This window comes from Streptomyces sp. NPDC006235 (assembly GCF_040613735.1).
Taxonomy (GTDB): domain Bacteria; phylum Actinomycetota; class Actinomycetes; order Streptomycetales; family Streptomycetaceae; genus Streptomyces.
Window position 1 is genome coordinate 1 of sequence record NZ_JBEXSR010000026.1, and the last position, 19,829, is coordinate 19,829.

17 protein-coding genes and 2 pseudogenes are annotated in these 19,829 nt (G+C 72.5%); 9 read left to right on the top strand and 10 right to left on the bottom strand.

The window, feature by feature from the left end; genetic code table 11:
• The 5 genes and pseudogenes from ABZ192_RS26655 to ABZ192_RS26675 all read left to right on the top strand — a co-directional run.
• Window positions 1-115, top strand: a pseudogene (locus ABZ192_RS26655) (oxidoreductase); the annotation flags it as partial.
• A complete protein-coding gene (pgi, locus tag ABZ192_RS26660) occupies window positions 108-1,808 on the top strand; it encodes a glucose-6-phosphate isomerase (RefSeq protein WP_356926987.1) in 1,701 nt (566 codons plus the stop codon). The pseudogene ABZ192_RS26655 and the gene pgi, both read left to right, overlap by 8 nt.
• A 1-nt stretch (window position 1,809) precedes the next feature.
• Window positions 1,810-2,694 carry a phosphogluconate dehydrogenase (NAD(+)-dependent, decarboxylating) gene (gene gnd / locus ABZ192_RS26665; RefSeq protein ID WP_356926988.1) on the top strand — a complete coding sequence of 295 codons (885 nt, stop codon included), beginning with the start codon at window positions 1,810-1,812 and terminating at the stop codon, window positions 2,692-2,694.
• Window positions 2,695-2,697: 3 nt separating this feature from the next.
• Window positions 2,698-3,285 (top strand): histidine phosphatase family protein, encoded by a 588-nt coding sequence (locus ABZ192_RS26670; protein ID WP_356926989.1) that lies wholly within the window; start codon window positions 2,698-2,700, stop codon window positions 3,283-3,285.
• Window positions 3,286-3,358: 73 nt separating this feature from the next.
• Window positions 3,359-4,825: a membrane-associated oxidoreductase gene (locus ABZ192_RS26675; protein ID WP_356926990.1), complete on the top strand. Its 1,467-nt coding sequence runs from the start codon at window positions 3,359-3,361 to the stop codon at window positions 4,823-4,825.
• Here ABZ192_RS26675 and ABZ192_RS26680 read toward each other — a convergent pair.
• Both ABZ192_RS26680 and ABZ192_RS26685 read right to left on the bottom strand, forming a co-directional pair.
• Window positions 4,812-6,608, bottom strand: coding sequence for a TIM barrel protein (locus ABZ192_RS26680; RefSeq protein WP_356926991.1), 1,797 nt, complete (start codon window positions 6,606-6,608; stop codon window positions 4,812-4,814). The genes ABZ192_RS26675 and ABZ192_RS26680 overlap by 14 nt on opposite strands.
• A 14-nt stretch (window positions 6,609-6,622) precedes the next feature.
• Window positions 6,623-7,498 carry a shikimate dehydrogenase gene (locus ABZ192_RS26685; RefSeq protein WP_356926992.1) on the bottom strand — a complete coding sequence of 292 codons (876 nt, stop codon included), beginning with the start codon at window positions 7,496-7,498 and terminating at the stop codon, window positions 6,623-6,625.
• 141 nt (window positions 7,499-7,639) lie between these two features.
• On the opposite strand from ABZ192_RS26685, the gene ABZ192_RS26690 reads away from it, so the two are divergent.
• Window positions 7,640-8,311 (top strand): TetR/AcrR family transcriptional regulator, encoded by a 672-nt coding sequence (locus ABZ192_RS26690; protein WP_356926993.1) that lies wholly within the window; start codon window positions 7,640-7,642, stop codon window positions 8,309-8,311.
• Window positions 8,312-8,523: 212 nt separating this feature from the next.
• Window positions 8,524-9,882, top strand: a complete 1,359-nt coding sequence (locus tag ABZ192_RS26695) for an MFS transporter (RefSeq protein WP_356926994.1) — start codon at window positions 8,524-8,526, stop codon at window positions 9,880-9,882.
• 46 nt (window positions 9,883-9,928) lie between these two features.
• Here the strand turns inward: ABZ192_RS26695 and ABZ192_RS26700 are convergent, their stop codons facing one another.
• Window positions 9,929-10,339 (bottom strand): VOC family protein, encoded by a 411-nt coding sequence (locus ABZ192_RS26700; RefSeq protein ID WP_356926995.1) that lies wholly within the window; start codon window positions 10,337-10,339, stop codon window positions 9,929-9,931.
• Window positions 10,340-10,627: 288 nt separating this feature from the next.
• Between ABZ192_RS26700 and ABZ192_RS26705 the strand changes: the two genes are divergently transcribed.
• Window positions 10,628-11,860 carry a serine hydrolase domain-containing protein gene (locus ABZ192_RS26705; protein WP_356926996.1) on the top strand — a complete coding sequence of 411 codons (1,233 nt, stop codon included), beginning with the start codon at window positions 10,628-10,630 and terminating at the stop codon, window positions 11,858-11,860.
• A gap of 6 nt (window positions 11,861-11,866) precedes the next feature.
• Here the strand turns inward: ABZ192_RS26705 and ABZ192_RS26710 are convergent, their stop codons facing one another.
• The 3 genes from ABZ192_RS26710 to ribA all read right to left on the bottom strand — a co-directional run bounded on the left by ABZ192_RS26710 (window position 11,867) and on the right by ribA (window position 14,895).
• Window positions 11,867-13,024, bottom strand: coding sequence for a saccharopine dehydrogenase family protein (locus ABZ192_RS26710; RefSeq protein ID WP_356926997.1), 1,158 nt, complete (start codon window positions 13,022-13,024; stop codon window positions 11,867-11,869).
• Window positions 13,014-14,075 (bottom strand): saccharopine dehydrogenase, encoded by a 1,062-nt coding sequence (locus tag ABZ192_RS26715; protein WP_356926998.1) that lies wholly within the window; start codon window positions 14,073-14,075, stop codon window positions 13,014-13,016. The genes ABZ192_RS26710 and ABZ192_RS26715 overlap by 11 nt, the downstream gene beginning before the upstream one ends.
• A 160-nt stretch (window positions 14,076-14,235) precedes the next feature.
• Window positions 14,236-14,895 carry a GTP cyclohydrolase II gene (ribA, locus tag ABZ192_RS26720; RefSeq protein WP_059421618.1) on the bottom strand — a complete coding sequence of 220 codons (660 nt, stop codon included), beginning with the start codon at window positions 14,893-14,895 and terminating at the stop codon, window positions 14,236-14,238.
• 41 nt (window positions 14,896-14,936) lie between these two features.
• Between ribA and ABZ192_RS26725 the strand changes: the two are divergent.
• Window positions 14,937-15,659 (top strand): annotated as a pseudogene (locus ABZ192_RS26725) (creatininase family protein); the annotation flags it as partial.
• Here the strand turns inward: ABZ192_RS26725 and ABZ192_RS26730 are convergent.
• The 4 genes from ABZ192_RS26730 to ABZ192_RS26745 form a co-directional block, all read right to left on the bottom strand.
• Window positions 15,542-16,840, bottom strand: a complete 1,299-nt coding sequence (locus ABZ192_RS26730) for a lysylphosphatidylglycerol synthase transmembrane domain-containing protein (protein ID WP_356926999.1) — start codon at window positions 16,838-16,840, stop codon at window positions 15,542-15,544. The pseudogene ABZ192_RS26725 and the gene ABZ192_RS26730 overlap by 118 nt on opposite strands.
• The gene (locus ABZ192_RS26735; protein ID WP_356927076.1) at window positions 16,837-17,802 is read right to left on the bottom strand and encodes a class I SAM-dependent methyltransferase; all 966 of its coding nucleotides are present in this window, start codon (window positions 17,800-17,802) and stop codon (window positions 16,837-16,839) included. The genes ABZ192_RS26730 and ABZ192_RS26735 overlap by 4 nt, the downstream gene beginning before the upstream one ends.
• A gap of 350 nt (window positions 17,803-18,152) precedes the next feature.
• Complete coding sequence (locus ABZ192_RS26740; RefSeq protein ID WP_356927000.1) at window positions 18,153-19,358, bottom strand: glycosyltransferase family 4 protein; 1,206 nt, start codon at window positions 19,356-19,358, stop codon at window positions 18,153-18,155.
• Complete coding sequence (locus tag ABZ192_RS26745) at window positions 19,355-19,753, bottom strand: 6-carboxytetrahydropterin synthase (RefSeq protein ID WP_010043117.1); 399 nt, start codon at window positions 19,751-19,753, stop codon at window positions 19,355-19,357. Before ABZ192_RS26745 ends, ABZ192_RS26740 begins: the two co-directional genes overlap by 4 nt.
• Between the last annotated feature and the right edge of the window lie 76 nt (window positions 19,754-19,829).

Below are 19,829 nucleotides of genomic sequence, written 5' to 3' on the forward strand. Positions count from 1 at the left end.
GGTCCGTGCCACCTCCGAGCTCATCGCCGAGGAGCTGCGGCGCCTCGACGCGGACGAGATGTACGCCATCGCCCTGAACGGCGAGGCAACCGAGGAGACCCCTGCTCATGTCTGACTCCCCCTCCGGCTCCCCCAAGCTCACGCGGCGGCCCGAATGGACCGCCCTGGAGGACCACCGCAAGGACGCCCTGCCGCAGCCGGACCTGCGTGAGCTGTTCGCGGCGGACCCGGGGCGCGCCGAGCGCTACGTCGTGCACGTGGGCGACCTGCGCATCGACTACTCCAAGCACCTGATCACCGACGAGACGCTGGCCCTGCTCCAGGAGCTGGCCGCCGCCACCGACGTGTTCGGACTGCGGGACGCCATGTTCAGCGGCGAGAAGATCAACGTCACCGAGAACCGGGCCGTGCTGCACACCGCGCTGCGCGCCCCGCGGGACGCGGTCATCGAGGTCGACGGCGAGAACGTCGTCCCAGGTGTGCACGCCGTGCTCGACAAGATGGCCGCCTTCGCGGACCGGGTGCGCTCGGGCGAGTGGACCGGCCACACCGGCAGGCGGATCCGCAACGTCGTCAACATCGGCATCGGCGGCTCGGACCTGGGCCCGGCGATGGCCTACGAGGCGCTGCGGCCGTTCACCGCCCGGGAACTGACGTTCCGCTTCGTGTCGAACGTGGACGGCGCCGACCTCCACGAGGCCACCCGCGACCTGGACCCGGCCGAGACGCTGTTCATCGTCGCGTCCAAGACCTTCACCACGATCGAGACCATCACGAACGCGACCTCGGCGCGCTCCTGGCTGCTGGAGAGCCTCGGGGATGGGGGCACCTCCCGCTCGAGCGAAGCCGAGAGTGGGGGAGAGAAGGCGGTGGCCAGGCACTTCGTGGCGCTGTCCACGAACGCGGAGAAGGTCGCGGACTTCGGCATCGACGTCGAGAACATGTTCGAGTTCTGGGACTGGGTCGGCGGTCGCTACTCGTACGACTCGGCGATCGGCCTGTCCTTGATGATCGCGATCGGCCCGGACCGCTTCCGGGAGATGCTCGACGGCTTCCGCATCGTCGACGAGCACTTCCGCAACGCCCCCGCCGAGGCCAACGCGCCGCTCATCATGGGCCTGCTCGGCATCTGGTACGGCAACTTCCACGGCGCCCAGTCGCACGCGGTCCTGCCGTACAGCCACTACCTGTCGAAGTTCACCGCCTACCTCCAGCAGCTCGACATGGAGTCCAACGGCAAGTCGGTGGACCGCGACGGCCGTCCCGTGCAGTGGCAGACGGGGCCGGTCGTGTGGGGCACGCCCGGTACCAACGGGCAGCACGCCTACTACCAGTTGATCCACCAGGGCACCAAGCTGATCCCGGCCGACCTGATCGGCTTCGCGCGGCCCGTCGCCGAGCTGGGCGACGAACTGAAGGCCCAGCACGACCTGCTGATGGCCAACCTGTTCGCACAGGGACAGGCGCTCGCCTTCGGCAAGACCGCCGAGGAGGTGCGGGCCGAGGGCGTGCCCGAGGAGCAGGTGCCGCACCGCACCTTCAAGGGAAACCGCCCCACCACGACGATCCTGGCCACCGAACTGACCCCGTCGGTTCTCGGCCAGCTGGTCGCCCTCTACGAGCACAAGGTGTTCGTGCAGGGCGCGGTCTGGAACATCGACTCCTTCGACCAGTGGGGCGTCGAGCTCGGCAAGGTCCTCGCCAAGCGCGTCGAGCCCGCCCTGACCGAGGGCGCTGACGTCCCCGGTCTCGATCCGTCCACGGCCGCGCTGGTGGCCGCCTACCGCAATCTTCGGGAAGTGAACTGACATGCAGATCGGTCTTGTGGGTCTCGGCAAGATGGGCGGCAACATGCGCGAGCGCCTGCGCAACGCCGGCCACACCGTCATCGGCTACGACACCAACCCGGACAAGTCCGACGTCGCCAGCCTGGCCGACCTCGTCAACGAGCTGGAGGCGCCGCGCACGGTCTGGGTCATGGTCCCGGCCGGCGACCCCACCCAGCACGTCATCGACCGTCTGGCCGACCTCCTCAAGCCGTACGACACGGTGGTCGACGGCGGCAACTCCCGCTGGACGGACGACGAGAAGCACGCCGAGGAGCTGGGCAAGCGCGGCATCGGCTTCGTCGACGCGGGCGTCTCGGGCGGCGTGTGGGGCCTGAAGAACGGCTACGCCCTGATGGTCGGCGGCGAGAAGGAGTACGTCGACCGGCTCCGGCCGATCTTCGAGGCGCTCAAGCCGGAGGGCCCGTACGGCTTCGTCCACGCGGGCAGCGTGGGTGCCGGACACTTCGCGAAGATGGTCCACAACGGCATCGAGTACGCGATGATGCAGGCCTACGCCGAGGGCTGGGAGCTGCTGGAGGCCGTGGACTCCGTGGACAACGTCCGCGAGGTGTTCCGCTCCTGGCAGGACGGCACCGTCATCCGCTCCTGGCTGCTGGACCTCGCGGTCAACGCGCTCGACGAGGACGAGCACCTGGAGGGCCTGCGGGGCTACGCCCAGGACTCCGGCGAGGGACGCTGGACCGTGGAGGCCGCGATCGACAACTCCGTGCCGCTGCCCGCGATCACCGCCTCCCTGTTCTCCCGGTTCGCCTCCCGGCAGGACGACTCGCCGCAGATGAAGATGATCGCGGCGCTGCGCAACCAGTTCGGCGGCCACGCCGTCGAGTCCGCGAAGAAGGCGTAGGACGTGGGAGATCTGCTGCTGGTCCGCCACGGCGAGACGGAGTGGAGCCGGAGCGGACAGCACACCAGCTTCACCGACCTGCCCCTCACCCCGAAGGGCGAGGAGCAGGCCAAGTCGCTGGCTCCGCTCCTGGCGGGCCGTTCCATCGCGCTGGTCCTCACCAGCCCGCTCGGCCGCGCGGTGCGCACCGCCGAACTCGCGGGCGTGACGGGGACCGTGCGGGACGCGGACCTGCACGAGTGGTTCTACGGCGCCTACGAGGGCGTCACCACCGAGGAGATACACCGCACCCGCCCCGACTGGGACCTGTGGACCGACGGCGGCCCGCCCGGCCCCGACGGCAAGCCGGGCGAGTCCCCCGAGGAGGTCGGCGAGCGCGCCGACCGGGTGTTGTCCCGGGTGGCCGGCGCGCTGCCCGAGGGCGATGTGCTGCTGGTGGCGCACGGCCACTTCCTCCGCGTCCTGACGGCCCGCCGGCTGGGCCTGCCGCCGTCGGAGGGCCGGCTGTTCCGGCTGGAGACGGGCACGGTCTGCCGGCTGTCGACCGAGCACGGGCGGCCCGTGATCGCGGAGTGGAACACCAGGGCGTGAACACCGCCGCGTAACGTGCCCCGGCCGGAGGCGAGTTGACAGCCTCCGGCCGGGGCCGTCAGAGTCCCCGCTGATGGAGATCGAGGACATGACACCCGCCGAGGAGCGGGTGTGGCGCGCCTTTCCGCGCGGGGATGACGTGGACTTCCGCGGGCCGGCGGACGAGGACCCGGCGCGGGGCGCGGACTGGGGACCCGAACGGACCGTACGGGCGGCCGTGGTGCGGGCCCTGCTGCTGAGCGCCCCGCAGCAGGACGGGGAGACGGCCGCCCTCCGGCTGGCGGGCGCGCGGATCACGGGCGTGCTGGACCTCAAGTACGGAGAGGTCGACCACGCCGTGCGCCTCAGCGGCTGCTCCTTCGAGGACGCCCCCGTCCTGTACGGGGCGCGGTTGCGGCAGCTGAACCTGCGGGAGTCCGCCCTGCCCGGGCTGGACGCCGCCACCCTCCGCGTGGACGGCGTGCTGCGCATGTCGGACTGCCTGTTCGAGGGGCCCGTCCGGCTCGGCGGGGCGCAGATCTCCGGCGCGCTGTTCATGGACAGGGCCGAGATCGACGAGCGGCCCGTCGATCAGCCCGCGCTGCAGCTCAACCACGTGACCATCGGCGACGGCCTGTCGGCGCGGGACCTGCGCACCCGCGGCGAGGTGCGCCTGACGGGTGCCTCGGTCGCCGGGACGATCGACCTCAACCGGGCGCGGCTGGAGGCCGGTGCCGGTGAGGCCGCCCTCGACGCGGAGACGCTCACCGTGGAGGGCGACGTCCTGATGCGCGACGTGGACGTCCTCGGCTGGATCGGCCTGCGCGGCGCCCGGATCGCGGGCCGCCTCGACCTCTCCCACGCGCGGCTGGCGAACCCCGGTGACACGGCACTGCGCGCCAGCAGCTGCACCGTCGGGGAACTCTGGCTGCGCAGGAGCCCGCCCATGACAGGCGCCCTCAACCTGCGCCGCGCCCAGCTGGACGTCCTGTTCCTCGAACCGGACGTGGTCCCCGGGGAAGTCCTGCTCAACAGCCTCCTCTACACCTCCCTCACCCCGCACGAACCCGCCGAGCGGCGTCTGGCGATGCTGGAGCGGGACCGCGAGGGCTATGTCCCGCACGCCTACGAGCAGTTGACCGCGGCCTACCGCCGGATCGGCGACGACGACGCCGCCCGCGTCGTCCAGCTCGCCAAACAGCGCCGCCGCCGCGCCACCCTGCCCTGGTACGGCCGGCTGTGGGGCTACGTCCAGGACGCGGCCGTCGGCTACGGCTTCCGGCCCCTGCGCGCGGCCGGCTGGCTGGTGTCGCTGCTGGTGATCGGCTCCCTGACCTACGCGCTGCACCACCCCCAGCCGCTGAAGGCGGACGAGGCACCGCAGTTCAACCCGGTCTTCTACACGCTCGACCTGCTGCTGCCGGTGATCTCCTTCGGGCAGGAGGGCGCGTTCGCCCCCACCGGCGGATACCAGTGGCTCTCCTACACCCTGGTGCTCACGGGCTGGATCCTGGCCACGACGGTCGTCACCGGCATCACCCGGTCGGTCAGCCGCCAGTGAGTGCCCCTGCCGTGTGCTGTGCCGCCAGCCGGACGGGGGCGTTCGGGGCGCCGTAACCCCGGTAGCCGTCGTCGCGCTGGACCAGTTCGAAGAAGACGCGGCCGACGGTGCGGGTGTAGCAGTGGCGGAAGACGCCGTGGGCGTCGCGGTCGTAGAGGATGCCGAGGTCGCGGTAGGTCTCCAGCTCACCGTCGGCGAACTCGAAGCGGGCGGCGAGATCGTCGTAGTGGTTCGCCGGGACGGGCAGCAGAGCGCCGCCTGCCTCCCGGAAGCGGCGGGCCGAGGTGACCACGTCGTCGGTGGCCAGGGCGATGTGCTGGGCGTGGACGGGGTCGTCCGTGGGCGCGGGGCCGACGGTGAGGGCGATCCGGACGCTGCCGTCGGCGTTGGTGACGGCACGGCTGCGCAGCAGGCCATAGGGGTCGGCGACGTCCACGCTCTCCTGGGCGTGCAGGCCGAGCACGCCCCGGTGGAAGAGGGCCGCCTCGTCGAAGTGGTGCCAGGGCTGGACGAGGGCGAGATGGTCGATGCGGCGGACGGTCGCGGGCGCGGGTGCCGTATCCGTGTCCTCGAAGTCGGCCCGCCAGTCGGGCAGGCTCGGACGGCCGGTGGCGCAGAAGAAGAGTTCCGTGCCGTCGGGGGCGGCGACCGCGTCGAGCGGGGCGTCCTCAGGTGCCCGGCGGCGCGGCAGGACGGGAGCCAGCAGCGCCTCGGCACGCCGGGCCGCCGCGGCCGGGTCCGGTGACTCCAGCCCGATGGCGGCGAGCTGGGTGCCGTCGCGGCGGACGGCCGGCCCGGTGTTGACGAGGATCCGGGCGTCCCCCTGCTCCCACAGGGTGACGGGCTTGCCGCGATGGCGGGCGGTGCGGGTGAAGCCGAGGGCGCCGAGCAGGGTGGTGAGGGGTTCGGCGTCGGGCGTGACCAACTCGGCGAAGGCGACACCGGTGGGGACGACCGGGTCGGGCAGGGGCGCCCTGCCGACCGCCTCCTGAAGGAGCAGCAGGGAGCGCCGGGCGTCGACGGCGGTCGGGCCGGACTCGGCCTGCCGGAAGACGTCGTTGAAGACCTCCAGGGAGAGCGGTCCGTCGTAGCCGGTGCGCAGCACGTGCCGCACCAGGCCGGCGACGTCGAAGCCGCCCTGGCCGGGGAAGCAGCGGTAGTGGCGGCTCCACTGGAGGACGTCCATGGCGAGCAGCGGGGCGTCGGCGAGCTGGAGGAAGAAGATCTTCTCGCCGGGGATGTCCTCGATGCCCTTGGGGTCCGACCCGCGCGAGAGGATGTGGAAGCTGTCCAGACAGGTGCCGAGGGCGGGATGCCCGGCCGACTCGACGATGCGCCAGGCGTGGTCGTACGTGCTGACGTGCCGACCCCAGGCGAGCGCCTCGTAGGCCACCCGGATTCCGGAGTCCCGGGCGAGGTCGGCGAGCCGGCTCAGCTGTTCGGCGGCGAGGGCGTCGTCGTCCACCGCCCGCGGGGAGACGCTGGAGCAGACGAGGACGGTGTCGGCGCCGAGCCTGCGCATCAGCTCGAACTTGTGGCGGGCCCGCCGCAGGTTCCGGGCGAACTCTTCCTCGGGGACTGCCTCGATGTCCCGCATCGGCTGGTACAGGTCGATGGTCAGGCCGAGGTCGGCGCAGCGGGCGCGGATCTCCTCGGGGGTGAGGGGGCTGGCCAGCAGGTCGTTCTCGAAGATCTCCACCCCGTCGAAGCCGGCCCGGGCGGCGGCCGTGAGCTTCTCGGTGAGGGATCCGCTGAGGGAGACGGTGGCGATGGACGTACGCACGTCGGTACCTCTCTTCAGTTCGATGCCCCTACGGCTGCGGCCAGTTCGGTCAGGTCCGCCAGCATCCGCGCGGCGTCGGGTTCCCGCCCGGTGAACAGGCGGAACGCGTCGGCGGCCTGGAAGGCTGCCATGCCGCCGCCGTCGAGGGTGGCGCAGCCCAGCGCGCGGGCGGTGCGCAGCAGTTCGGTCTCCAGCGGGCGGTAGACGACCTCGGCGACCCACAGCCGGGGGTGGAGCAGTTCGGCGGGCAGCGGCAGGCCGGGGTGGGCCGCCATGCCGGTGGGCGTGGCGTGGACGATGCCGTCGGCCTGCGCGAGCAGCCGCGCCTGCCGGTCCGGGGGCGCGGCGGCGGCACGGTCCTGGCCGAAGGCGCGGTTCAGGGCGTCGGCCAGGGCGGCGGCCCGTTCGGGCAGGGCGTCGACGACGGTCACCCGCTCGGCGCCGAGGGTGAGCAGGGCGTGCGCGACGGCCGCGCCCGCGCCACCGGCGCCCAGCTGCACGACCCGCTCCAGCGGCGCGTCGGGCAGCCCGCGCGCGAAGGACGCGGCGAAGCCGGTGACGTCCGTGTTGTGGCCGACGGCCCGGCCGTCCTCGAAGACGACGGTGTTGACCGCGCCCAGCGCCTCGGCCTGCGGGGCGAGCGCGTCCAGGTGCTCGATGACGAGCTGCTTGCAGGGGTGCGTGATGTTGAGCCCGTCGAACCCGAGGTCGCGGGCGGCCCGCACGAGATCGCCCACCGCCTCGGGCGGCATCCCGAGCGGGTCGATGTCGATCAGCCGGTACAGCAGGCGCAGGCCCTGCCGGTCGCCCTCCCGCTCGTGGAGTGCCGGGCTGAGCGACGGGCCGATACCGGAACCGATCAGTCCGACGAGATACGAGTCCTTGGGCACACGGGCCTCCCGAGCGGCTCACTAATGTACGAACTAGTACGTTAGCTATATCAGCCGAGCTCGACCACGGGAAGGCCCCGGCGGGATCCGGCCCCTGCTCCTAGAATCACCGGCACCGGCCCCTCCGCCCGAAGGAACCCGATGACCAGCGTCGAAGAACCGGCCCGTCCTGGCGAGCGCGAGCGCGTCCGTGACGCCGCCCGCACCCAGGCCGAGATCCTCGACGTCGCCACGCAGGAGTTCGCCCGGGCCGGCTACGACGGGGCCCGCGTGGACGAGATCGCCGCCCGCACCCGCACCACGAAGCGGATGATCTACTACTACTTCGGTGGCAAGGAACAGCTGTTCACGGCCGTGCTGGAACGGGCCTACGGCGTGATCCGGGAGGCCGAGCAGCAGCTCGACGTCGAGCACCTGGACCCGGTGGCGGCCATCCGGCGGCTGGCCGAGGTGACCTTCGACCACCACGAGCAGCACCCGGACTTCATCCGCCTGGTCAGCATCGAGAACATCCACGAGGCGCAGCACATCGCCGCCTCCGAGAAGCTGGGCAGGATCGGCTCCCCCGCCCTGGACGTGATCCGCCGCATCCTGGAGGAAGGCCGCAGGTCAGGACTGTTCACGGCGGAGGTCGACGCCGTCGACCTGCACGCGATGATCTCGTCCTTCTGCTTCTTCCGGGTCTCCAACCGGCACACCTTCGGCGCGCTGTTCGGCCGCGACCTGGTCGACCCGGCGCAGCGCGCGCACTACCGCACCATGCTGGGCGACATGGTGATCGCCTATCTGACGGCCGAGCGCGCGACGGACTGACCGTCCGGCACCGAAGGACCGCCGCGCGACCCCTTGACACCGGCGGCACACCGGCGCAGCATCCCTAGCCACCGCCTACTAACTATCCAGTGGGTTAATTAGAGCCGCGATCCGGCACTTCCCCCCTCGCTCGTCCTTCGCTCGTCCTTCGCTCGTCCTTCGCTCGTCCTTCTGTTCACTCCGCCTAGGGTGGAGCCGCCAAAGGAGCCGCCGTGTCCGTCCCCGCCACGCCCCCAGGGGCCGCCGCCCCGCCCGGTCAGCCCAGGAAAGCCGCGACCGCCGCCTGGATCGGCAGCGCGTTGGAGTACTACGACTTCTTCATCTACGGCAGCGCCGCCGCGCTGATCTTCCCCGAGGTGTTCTTCGACGAGTCCGACCCGGCCACCGCGACCTTGCTGTCGCTGGCCACGTTCGGCGTCGCGTACGCCGCCCGCCCGGTCGGCGCCCTGGTGCTCGGGCACTTCGGCGACAAGCTCGGCCGCAAGAAGATCATGGTCTTCACGCTGATGCTGATGGGCCTGTCGACGTTCCTCATCGGCTGTCTGCCGACCCGGGACCAGGTCGGCACGCTCGCCCCGGCCCTGCTGGTGCTGTGCCGGGTGCTCCAGGGCATCTCGGCGGCGGGTGAGCAGGCCAGCGCCAACTCCATGACGCTGGAACACGCGCCGCCGGGCCGGCGCGGCTTCTTCACCAGCTTCACCCTCAGCGGCACGCAGGGCGGCCAGCTGCTCGCCACGCTGGTCTTCATCCCGGTCGCCGCGATGCCCGAGGACCAGTTGCTGTCCTGGGGCTGGCGGGTGCCGTTCTGGCTGAGCGTCGCGGTCGCCGTCGTCGGCTACGTCATCCGCCGCAAGCTGGACGAGACCCCGGCCTTCGCCCAACAGGCCGCCGAGCAGGGCGTCGTCAAGATGCCGCTGGTGGTGCTGCTGCGCGAGCACTGGGCGGACGTACTGCGGGTGATCGGGGGCGCGCTCATCGCCTCGGTCAGCACCATCTTCACGGTGTGGGCGCTGGCGTACGCCACGAGCGACGCGGTCGGCATGTCACGCACCGCCATGCTGTGGGTGGGCGCCCTGGCCAACCTCGTCGCACTCGCCGCGATCCCACTGTGGGCCACCCTGTCCGACCGGATCGGCCGCCGCCCGGTGTACCTGATCGGCGCGGCCGGCAGCGCGGTGACGATGTTCCTGTACCTGTGGGCCGTCTCCACGGGCTCGTACCCGCTGACGTTCCTGCTGGGCATCCTCTGCTTCGGCGTGGTCTACAGCGCCGCGAACGGCGTGTGGCCCGCCTTCTACGGCGAGATGTTCACGACCCGGGTCCGGCTGTCCGGCGTGGCCATCGGCACGCAGATCGGCTTCGCGGCGGCCGGCTTCGCGGTGACGTTCGCCGCGCGGATCGCGGGGCCGGGCGGCGACGACTGGTCGGCGGTGGCCCTGTTCACGGCGGCCCTGTGCGTGCCGCCGGTCATCGCCGCGCTGTCGGCCCGCGAGACGCACCGGGTTCCGACGGAGGCTCTGGGCGTACGCCCGGCCCGGGCGACCACGGAGCCGGAGAAGGTGACGGCCTGATCCCGGGCCACTCCCCGCCGGGTCCTCGCGGGCCCGGCGGGTCTCGTCAACTGTTGGACCAGGCCCGGCGGCACAGCACCAGGCGATAGCCGTCGGGGTCCTCGAGGGTGACGCCCCACTCGTTCCAGTAGGGGTTGGGGGATGTGACCCGCTTGCCGCCGTGCCGCTCCAAGCGGGCGATCAGTTCCTCCGGGACCGGGTCGTCGGCGTAGACGACCAGCAGATCCTCCTCGGTGGGGCGGGGCTCCACCGGCCGGGCCGGCTCGTGCACGAGTTCCAGATGCCAGTCGGCGTCGGGCCAGCCGAGCATCAGCAGGTCGTGGTGGCCCGGTGCGGATCCGCCCTCGGACCGCCACACGACACTGAGCCCGAGCCCGTCGCGCCAGAACCGCTCGGCCGCCGCGAGGTCGCGGGAGGGACGGGCGATCCGGATGTGACTGCGACCGTTCACGGGCATGGCGTCCTCTTCTTGTCGTGGCGTCCAGGTCTGCTGCGGCGGCGACCCGCCTCGCAGCCTAGGAAGCCGGCCGCCGCATGACATCGGCCATCGGTCCTGCGCCCCTGAACCTAGGCCTTGGCGTGCACGAGCCGGATCAGGCTGCCGCTCCTGCGTGATGTTGCCGTTCCTACGCGATGTTGCCGTTCCTGCATGATCATGAATGCTTCCTGCACGAGGATGGGGTCTGAGGCGGTCCAGTCGGGGTATGCCGGATCTCACCTCGACGAGCGCGACGGAGGATGAGCGATGGCACAGCTGCGGCAAGAGGTCGATCCGGGTGAGGCCGGGCTGGATCCAAAGGCGCTGAGCCGCCTGGACCGGCACTTCGCCGGTCTCGTCGAGGACGGCCGGCTGCCGGGCTTCCTCGTGTCCGTCGCCCGCGGCGGACGCGTCGCCCACCTCACGACGCACGGTCTGCGCGACGTCGCGGCCGGGCTCCCCGTCGAGTCGGACACACTGTGGCGGGTCTACTCCATGACGAAACCGGTCACCGCGGTCGCCGCTCTGCTGCTGCTGGAGGAGGGCCGGCTGTCCCTGGACGACCCGGTCACCGACCACCTGCCGGCCTTCGCGAACCCCCGGGTCTACGTCGAGGGCTCCGGGGCCGAGGTCAGAACCCGCCCGGCCACCGGCCCCATACTCGTCCGGCACCTGATGACCCACACCTCGGGCCTGACCTTCGGCTTCTACCACACCCACCCGGTGGACGCCCTGTACCGCGAGGCCGGCCTGGAGTCTTCGGTGCGGCCGGGCGCGGACCTGGCCGAGACGATCGAGCTGTACGCGAGTCTGCCGTTGCAGTTCGAGCCGGGCACGCAGTGGAACTACTCGGTGGCGAGCAACGTCCTGGGCCGGGTCGTCGAGGTCGTGTCGGGGCAGCCGCTCGACGTGTTCTGCGCCGAGCGGATCTTCGGGCCACTCGGCATGACGGACGCGGGGTTCCACGTCACGGACGAGCAGGCTCCCCGGCTGTCCGAGATGTACGGGGAGAAGGAGGGCGGCGGCATCGAGCGGATCGCCGGGCTGCCGCTGCGCGGCGGCCGGCCGCGGTTCCTGTCCGGAAGCGGCGGCATGGTGGCCTCCGCCCACGACTACCACCGCTTCATGGAGTTGCTGCGCCGCCGGGGCGAACTCGACGGCGTCCGGCTGCTCGCCCCTGAGACGGTGGAGCTGATGACCCGCAACCACCTGCCCGGCAACGCCGATCTGCGTGCCTTCGGCAGCCGCCCGGCCCACGACGAGCCCGGCAACGAGGGGGTCGGCTTCGGGCTCAACGTCTCCGTGGTGATCGACCCGTCCCGCACCCAGGCACCCTCCGGTCTCGGCGCCTACGGCTGGAGCGGCGTGGCCACCACGACCTTCTGGGTCGACCCGGGCCGCGACCTGACGGTGCAGTTCATGACGCAAGTGCGGCCCAGGACCTCGCACACGGTCTTCCGGGACCTCAAGAAGTTCGTCCACGAGGCCGTGTCGGGCTGACCCCCGCTACTGGTCGACGCGGAGTGCGAACTCGACGCCGTCCCGGGCGAGTTCGCTCAGCCACTGTGCGGACCGTGCCGCCGTCCCGGCGGCCCGGTTCAGGCCCGGTGGGAGGGAGCCGTCCAGGACGTGGCGAACGCCCAGGGCGAGGGTGCGCGAGACGCAGCGGGCCATCGCGCTCTCCCGCGCGTCGCCCACCAGGTCCAGGAGGTAGCCGCCCGTCCAGGCCCGCCCGGTCCCGGCCCGCACCTCCAGCGACACGGCGAGGACGACCCGGTCGCGGTCGTCGTCCGTGGTGGGGTACGCGGCGGCCAACTCCTGGGCCAGGGCGGCGATCCGCGCGTCGTCGCCCCGCTTCAGCTCCTCGAAGACACCGTCCCAGGCGCGCAGCCAGCCCTCCAGACGCAGGGTGCCGCGGACGAACGTGCGCGGTGTCCAGGCGTCCGGCAGTCCGTACTGCGCGACGAAGGGGACGCTGTCGCGGTTGGGGTAGACCTCGAAGGTCTCCCCGTCGACGACGTGCCGCCGGGTCGCCTCCCAGGGGCGGCCGGCCACCGTCTCGGCGCCGCCCTCGATGTAACGGGCCGGGGAACGCAGGGCGTTGAGGACCCCCGCCGGTGCCCAGCTGAACCGGTACGTGAAGTCGTTCGGGACGGCCGGGACGCCACCGCAGTACGAGGTGAGGCTGTACGAGGCGGGCGTCTCGTCCCCGATGGCCTCCCGCGCGCGGGCGACGAGGGCTTGGGCGAAGAGATGGTCGATGCCCGGGTCGAGCCCCGCCTCGGTCAGGACGACGACCCCGGCCTTCTCCGCGGCGGGCACCTGGTCGAGGACCGCCTGGGACACATAGCTGGAGCAGGCGAAGTGCGCGCCGAGCCGGACGCACTCGGCGAGCAGCGGCGCGTGCTCCGGCGCGGGCAGCATGGACACCACGGCGTCGCCGGGCGCCAGTTCGGCGGCGAGGGCGGGCAGCGTGTACGCGCGGGGCTCGGCCCGACCGGCGAGGCCCAGCCGGGCGAGGGCGTCGGCCGCGCGGCCCTCGGTGCGGTGCCAGAGCCGTACGCGCTCGGCGGTGTCGCACAGGGCGGCCAGACCGCTGCCCGTGGACAGGCCGGCGCCGATCCAGTGGACGGTGCCGCTCGCGGGGACCGGGTCAGTGGTCAAGGGTCTCTCCCTGGTCGAGGCCGTGTTCGCGGCATGCCTGACGGAACCGGTCCAGGCAGCGTCCCCAGGGCCCGGTGACGCCGAAGTCGAGCAGGTGGGGCAGGAGGGCGGCGGAGAAGTCGGCGCTGGACTCCAGCGGCAGCAGGGAGGGCAGGTTGTCGATGGCGATCAGGTCGAGCGGCGGGTCCTCGCGCAGCCGGCGGACGGGCTCCTCCCAGTCGGTGGTCTCGTCGTACACCGGAAGGACGTTGAGCGGGGAGCCGACATCGCACGTGACGTCGCACAGGGTGCGCAGGCGGCGGCCCGGCGTGTCGAGGTCCTGCTCGCGGAGGAAGGGCGGGACCGGGCTGGTGGCGAGCACCGCGTTCACCATGACGTCGTGCTCCAGCAGGGCGCGGCGGTCCAGGTCGCGGGTCTCGGCGAGGTCCCAGCAGGTCGGGTCCGCACCGGCGGCGGCGAAGGCCATCCGGGCGCCGCGGCCGCTGCGTCCCAGGGCGCCGATGACCAGGCCGGTGAACTCGTCGTCGTCCGCGGCGGGCTTCAGCGTCTCGTCCAGGGCCGGCTTCGTCGTGGGCGTCAGCGGTGCCCGCAGCCGGCCGCGGTGCTGGAGCACGGCGAGGGCCGCGCCCAGGTAGCCGGCCCAGAACCCGAAGGCGGCGAGGCGCCGCCCGGTGTCGTCGACCAGGTACTCCAGGTCGAACAGCGCCCCGCCCCCGGCGGCGAACCGGCGCAGCAGGCCGGCCGCCCCGGGCTGTCCCTTGTAGGCGTGGCCGAAGAAGATGTGCCGGTGCGTCAGCTCGGCCGGTGCCTCGGGCAGTTCCTTCAGGCCGAGCACGACGGCGTCCGGCGGGGCCGACACCCAGGAGCCGGCGGGCGCGACACGGCAGCCGGCCGCCTCGTACTCCTCGATCGGGAAGACCCGCTGCGGGGAGTCCTCGACGGTCAGTGCCACTCCGTGCTCGGCGAGCCGCCGGGCGTCGTCGGGCACGACCGGCGTGCGCCGCTCGGTCGTTCGGGCCTCGTGGCGCAGCCACAGATGGAGCTCGGTCATACCAGGTGGGCCTCCGTGACGTGAGGCGCCGGCCCAGGCGGACACCCCCTAGGGCCGGCGCTCAAGGGGCGGACGTCCCCGCAGCGTACGCGGCCCGCCCGCGGGTCGCGCACGAATGCGCCCGGGTCACGTCGAGAGGCTCCGGATCCGCCCCGGCGCCTCAGGAGGAGCTGACCACCGCGTCGAGGTGGGGCAGGTGGTGGTCGAGGCGCTCCCGCTTGGTCCGCAGATAGGTGATGTTGTTCTCGCACGGCGGGATCAGCAGGGGCACCTGCTCGGCGACCTCGATGCCGTGGTTCACCAGCGCCTCGCGCTTGCGCGGGTTGTTGGACATCAGGCGCACGGACTTCACGCCCAGGTCGTCGAGGATGCGGGCGGCCACACCGTAGTCACGGGCGTCCACCGGCAGACCGAGGGCGAGGTTGGCCTCGACGGTGTCCAGGCCCTCCGCCTGGAGGGCCATCGCGCGCAGCTTGGCGAGCAGGCCGATGCCGCGGCCTTCATGCCCTCTGAGGTAGACCACGACACCGGCGCCCTCGGCGACGACCGCGCGCAGGGCGGCGTCGAGCTGGTCGCCGCACTCGCAGTGCTGGGAGCCGAAGGCGTCGCCGGTCAGGCACTCCGAGTGCAGCCGGATGAGCACGTCGTCGGTGCCGAGGTCGCCGTAGACCAGTGCCACCTGTTCGTCACCGCGGTCGTGGTCCAGGTAGCCGACCGCCTGGAATTTCCCGTACACGGTGGGCAAGGGCGCATTCACGACGCGTTCCACGCCGGTCCGCTGCGGTGACTTCTTGCCGAGTACGCCAATTTTTTCTGTCATGATTCTCGAGTTCCTAAGCAGAGACGAAAGGCCGTGACGTTATGAGTGACTTGGTGCCGGCGGACACCACGGAAGACGTACGGACGCGGGGCTCCGGTGTCTCACGGCAGGTCGCGGTGCTTCCCGTGGGCAGCTTCGAGCAGCACGGTGCGTATCTTCCGCTGGCGACCGACACGCTCGTCGCCTGTGCCGTCGCGCGGGAGATAGCCGGCGCGTACCCGGTGCACCTCCTTCCTCCGGTGACGATCTCGTGCTCGCACGAGCACGCGGCCTGGCCGGGGACCGTGAGCATCTCCTCGGTGACCCTTCATGCGGTGGTACGGGACATAGCGGCTTCGCTCCGCCGGTCCGGTGTCGACGCCCTGGTGGTGGTCAACGGGCACGGCGGAAACTACGTACTGGGCAACGTCGTTCAGGAATCCTCCGCCCGCGGCGAGCGGATGGCGCTGTTCCCGGCTCCGGAGGACTGGGAGGCGGCGCGGGAGCGGGCGGGTGTGGTCACCTCGCTGCTCACCGACATGCACGCGGGGGAAATAGAGACCTCCATCCTTCTGCACGCTCATCCCGAAATGCTCCGACCCGGTTATGAGACTTCCGATTTCGTCGCTGACGACCGGCGTCATCTGCTCACCCTCGGCATGTCCGGTTATACCGATTCCGGTGTCATCGGCCGTCCTTCGCTGGGTTCGGCGGAAAAGGGGAAGGAACTCCTGGCGAGCCTGGCGGATTCCTTCGGGGCGTATTTCTCGCTGCTGACCTCCGACGGGTAGTCGGACACGGGACCGGGTCCGGGGGCCGGTGCGGCGGACCGGGATCCGGCCCGCAGGCCCGCGTACCAGCGGGCGACCAGCACGATCAGACCGGGCAGGCTCGCCACGAGGCTGAGCACCCCGTAGACGACCGCGACGGCGAGTCCCCGGCCGGCGCCCAGGCCCGCGGCGCCGAACGCCCAGGCGGTGACGCCCTCCCGCGGTCCCCAGCCGCCGACGTTCAGCGGCAGGCCCATGGCCAGCAGCGCGAGGACCGCGAGCGGCACCAGTACGGCCACGGAGGCGCCGGCTCCGGCGACGCGGGCGGCGAGGACGAACATGGCGACGTAACCTGCCAGGACGACCACCGAGGAGACGACGACTCCGGGCCCGTTGCGGCGGGACAGCAGCCCTTCGCGGGCCTCGGTGAGCATGGCGCGCAGCGCCCGGCCCCGTCGGGAGGGCGCCGGGCGGTTCATGCGCAGGGCGAGGACGACGGCGACCGCGCCGAATGCGGCCAGGATCGCGAGCGGGGCGATGTGCCGTGCCCGGTCCAGCACCGGGGACGGCATGGTCAGCAGGACCACGGCCCCGAGGGCGAACAACGCGATCTGTCCGGCGGCCCGTTCGAGGACGACGGCCTTCACGCCCCGCCGCACGTCCCCCTCGCTCTGGCCGTGCCGCACCGCCCGGTGCACGTCGCCGAGCACACCGCCGGGCAGCGCCGCGTTCAGGAACAGCGCCCGGTAGTAGTCGGCGACGGCCGGCCCGAACGGCAGCCGGATCCTGAGGCTGCGGGCGACGAGCGCCCAGCGCCAGGCGCTGAACACGGTGGTGACGAGCCCGATCCCGAGCGCCAGCAGCACCGACACAGTGTCGATCCGGGCCAGCCCGTCCAGGAAGACACCCGTGCCGAGCCGCCAGAGCAGTACGCCGAGGATGACGACCCCGGCGAGGGTGCCCAGATGCGTACGGACCTTGGGGGAGCCGAGGCGCGCCAGGGCGGTACGGATCGGGCGACGGGGCGACGAGGCGGCGTCGGCCGCGTTGCCGCAGGGGGTGGCTGACTCAGTCGACGGAGCCGGGTCACCGCCGGTTTCCGGCAGCCACTCCGCGTCGACGGGCGCCGGCCGCTCGCACACGGCCGTCAGCGCGCCCTGCGGCACCTGCGCCGTTCCCGTCGCCTGCGGGCTCATGACGCTCCGCCCGCCGGGCGGTTCAGGGCCAGGAGGTCGGTGTGGTGGACGGTGACGCGCAACTGGCCGGCGGCGCAGGCGGCCAGGCGCTCGGCCAGGTAGGCGTCGGCGTGCGCGCGCAGGTCGGGGTGCTGCTCGACGGCGGCGCCGACCCAGCCGCGCAGCCACTGCTCGGTGAGCGCGGCCTGCTCGGGGCCGAGCCGCCAGGGGCTCGGATGCAGCCGCACCGTCGCGCCGTGCTCGGAGAACGCCTCGGTCGCCGCCGTCACCGCGTCGGGACCGAGCAGACCGTCACGACGCTGGTGGTCGTTGAACGCCTGGGCGATCTCCGAGTCCAGCGGGTGGGACGGCGTCAGTTCCACACGGCCGGCGACGGACAGCGTGAGCAGGGCGGGGCAGCCGGCTCCCGCGCAGGCGGCGGCGAGGGCGTCGATCTCCTCGCGGGTGAGGACGTCCAGCAGTGCGGACGCCGTCACCAGGGACGCGCCGTGCAGGGCGTCCGCGGTGAGGCGGGCGACGTCACCGCGCCGCGTCTCCACGGTGACCCGGCTGCCGTCGGCCGCGGAGCGCGGGGAGGCGACGGCGGCGAAGTGCAGCAGATAGGGGTCGCGGTCGTGCAGGATCCAGTGCTGCGCGCCGTCCAGGCAGGGCGCGAGCCAGCGGCCCATCGAGCCGGTACCGCACCCGAGGTCGTGGATGACGACCCCGCCGGACTTGCCCGGCAGGTTGGCGAGCCGGATCCGCAAGGGGTCGAGCAGATCGTGCGCCCGCGCCGCCGCATCGGCCGGCTCCCGCAACTCCAGCCACTCGGGCGCGTAACGGGGCGGATCGTCCGGATCGGCCTCACGCAGCTTCACGGTGGGCCGCGCACCGGGATTCCCACTGGGCCCGGCACCCGGGATGACCACGTCCGCGGCCTGCCCCGGCCCGGGCCGGCCACTGCGGGCCGAGCCGGCGACCACGGCATCCGCCGCATCGGCGGACTGCCCGCCGGAGCCCACGCCCCGAGCCACGGCGTCCGCCGGCCGGACGTCCTGCGCGCCAGGGCCCACGTCCGGCACCACCGTGCCCGCCGTCCGGGCCGACTGCCCACCGGAGCCCGCACCCGACACCACCGAGCCCGCCGACCAGGCGGACGGCCCGCCGAGGCCCACGCCCGGAGCAACGGCGTCCGTCGGCCGGGCCGACGGGTCAGGCCCGGGCTTCCCGTTCGGGCCCGCGCCCGCAACCACGCCACTCATCGCCTCGGCAGCCTCCCTCGGTCCGGGCTGGGCCGGGATCGTCCCGTTCTGCTGGGTCGTCACCGGGTTCGTCATGCGGCCCTCCGGGGGTCGGTCGGGAGCCGGCGCAGTACCGCCGCCAGGCTCTGTGCGGTCGTCGCCCAGCCGCCGAGGGCGGCGCGGCGGCTGCGGGCGGCGCCCTTGAGGCGACGGCGTACGTCCGCCTCGCCGAACCAGCAGCGCAGCTCCGCGGCGATGGCGGCCGGGTTCTCCGGCGGGACGAGGATGCCGGGCACGCCGCCGTCGGGGGCGCGGCCGACCGCCTCGGGGAGTCCGCCGACGTCCGTGGCCATGACCGGGATGCCGCGCGCCAGTGCCTCGGTCACGGCCATGCCGTACGTCTCGGCGTAGGAGGCGAGGACCATCAGGTCGGCGGTGGCGTAACTGGCGTCGAGTGCGGCGCCCGTCTGCGCTCCCGCCAGCTCCAGCCGGTCCTGAAGACCGTGCTCGGCGATGAGGGACCGCAGATGGGCGACGTACTCCGGGTCCTGGGTGAGACTGCCGACGCAGACACAGCTCCACGGCAGGTCGGCCACCGCGGCCAGCGCCTCGACCAGCCGGTGCTGTCCCTTGCGCGGGGTCACGGCGGCCACGCACAGCAGCCGTGAGACACCGTCGGTGCCGGGCGCGAGCGGCGCGATGTCGGCGCCGGGGGCGGCGACGTGCACCCGCTCGGGGGGAAGGCCGTGGTGGGCGACCAGACGGCGGACCGCCCAGTCGCTGGTGGCGACCACCGCCGGCACCGCCCGCAGCACCGCCCGCTCCTTGGCGTCGAGTTCCGCGGCCACGGCCGGGTCGAGCCCGGTCTCGTCGCCGAGCGGGAGGTGGACGAGGACGACCATGCGCAACCGTTCCGCCTCCGGCACGACGATCTCCGGGACGCCGCAGGCGACCAGCCCGTCGAGCAGGACGACGGCACCGTCGGGCAGGCCGCTCAGGGTATGGGCGAGTTCCGTACGGGCCGCCGCCCCCGGCCGGGGCCAGTCACCGGCCACGGCGTGCTTGGTGACCTGCCAGCCGAAACCGGGCAGGTCCAGGCACACGCGCCGGTCGTAGGCGTTGCCGCCGCTCGGCGTTGCCGGGTCGTCGACGCCGCCCGGCAGCACGAAGTGCACGGTGCGCAGGGACATGGGGATGATCTCGGCGTTCTTCAGGGTGGCGTGCTGCACGGGAACATAATTCAGCCGCGCGGGCGCCGGGCCGCTCTGCCCGGGCCGTTCGATCGTCGTGTCGGTCACAGCGCACGCTCGTAACTCGCCCACGCGATGTGCGACTCGTGCAGGGTGACGGTCAGGCCCGCGATGCCCTTGGCGCCCTCGCCCAGCGCGCCTTTGTGGATGCGCTCGGCGAGCCGGTCGGCGATGACCTTGGCGAGGAACTCCGTGGAGGTGTTGACACCGGCGAAGTCGGGCTCGTTGTCGAGGTTGCGGTAGTTCAGCTCGCTGACCACCGCCCCCAGTTCCTGGGTCGCCAGGCCGATGTCGACGACGATGTTGTCCTCGTCCAGCTGTTCGCGCCGGAATGTGGCGTCCACGAGGAACGTGGCCCCGTGCAGGCGCTGCGCCGGTCCGAAGACCTCGCCACGGAAGCTGTGGGCGATCATGATGTGATCGCGGACGGTGATGCTGAACAACGGACGACCCTCCAGGTGCGGCGCGTCTGCTCCCCCGCTCCAGCTGCCGGGGATGCCGTGTATTACGGCTGCTTCC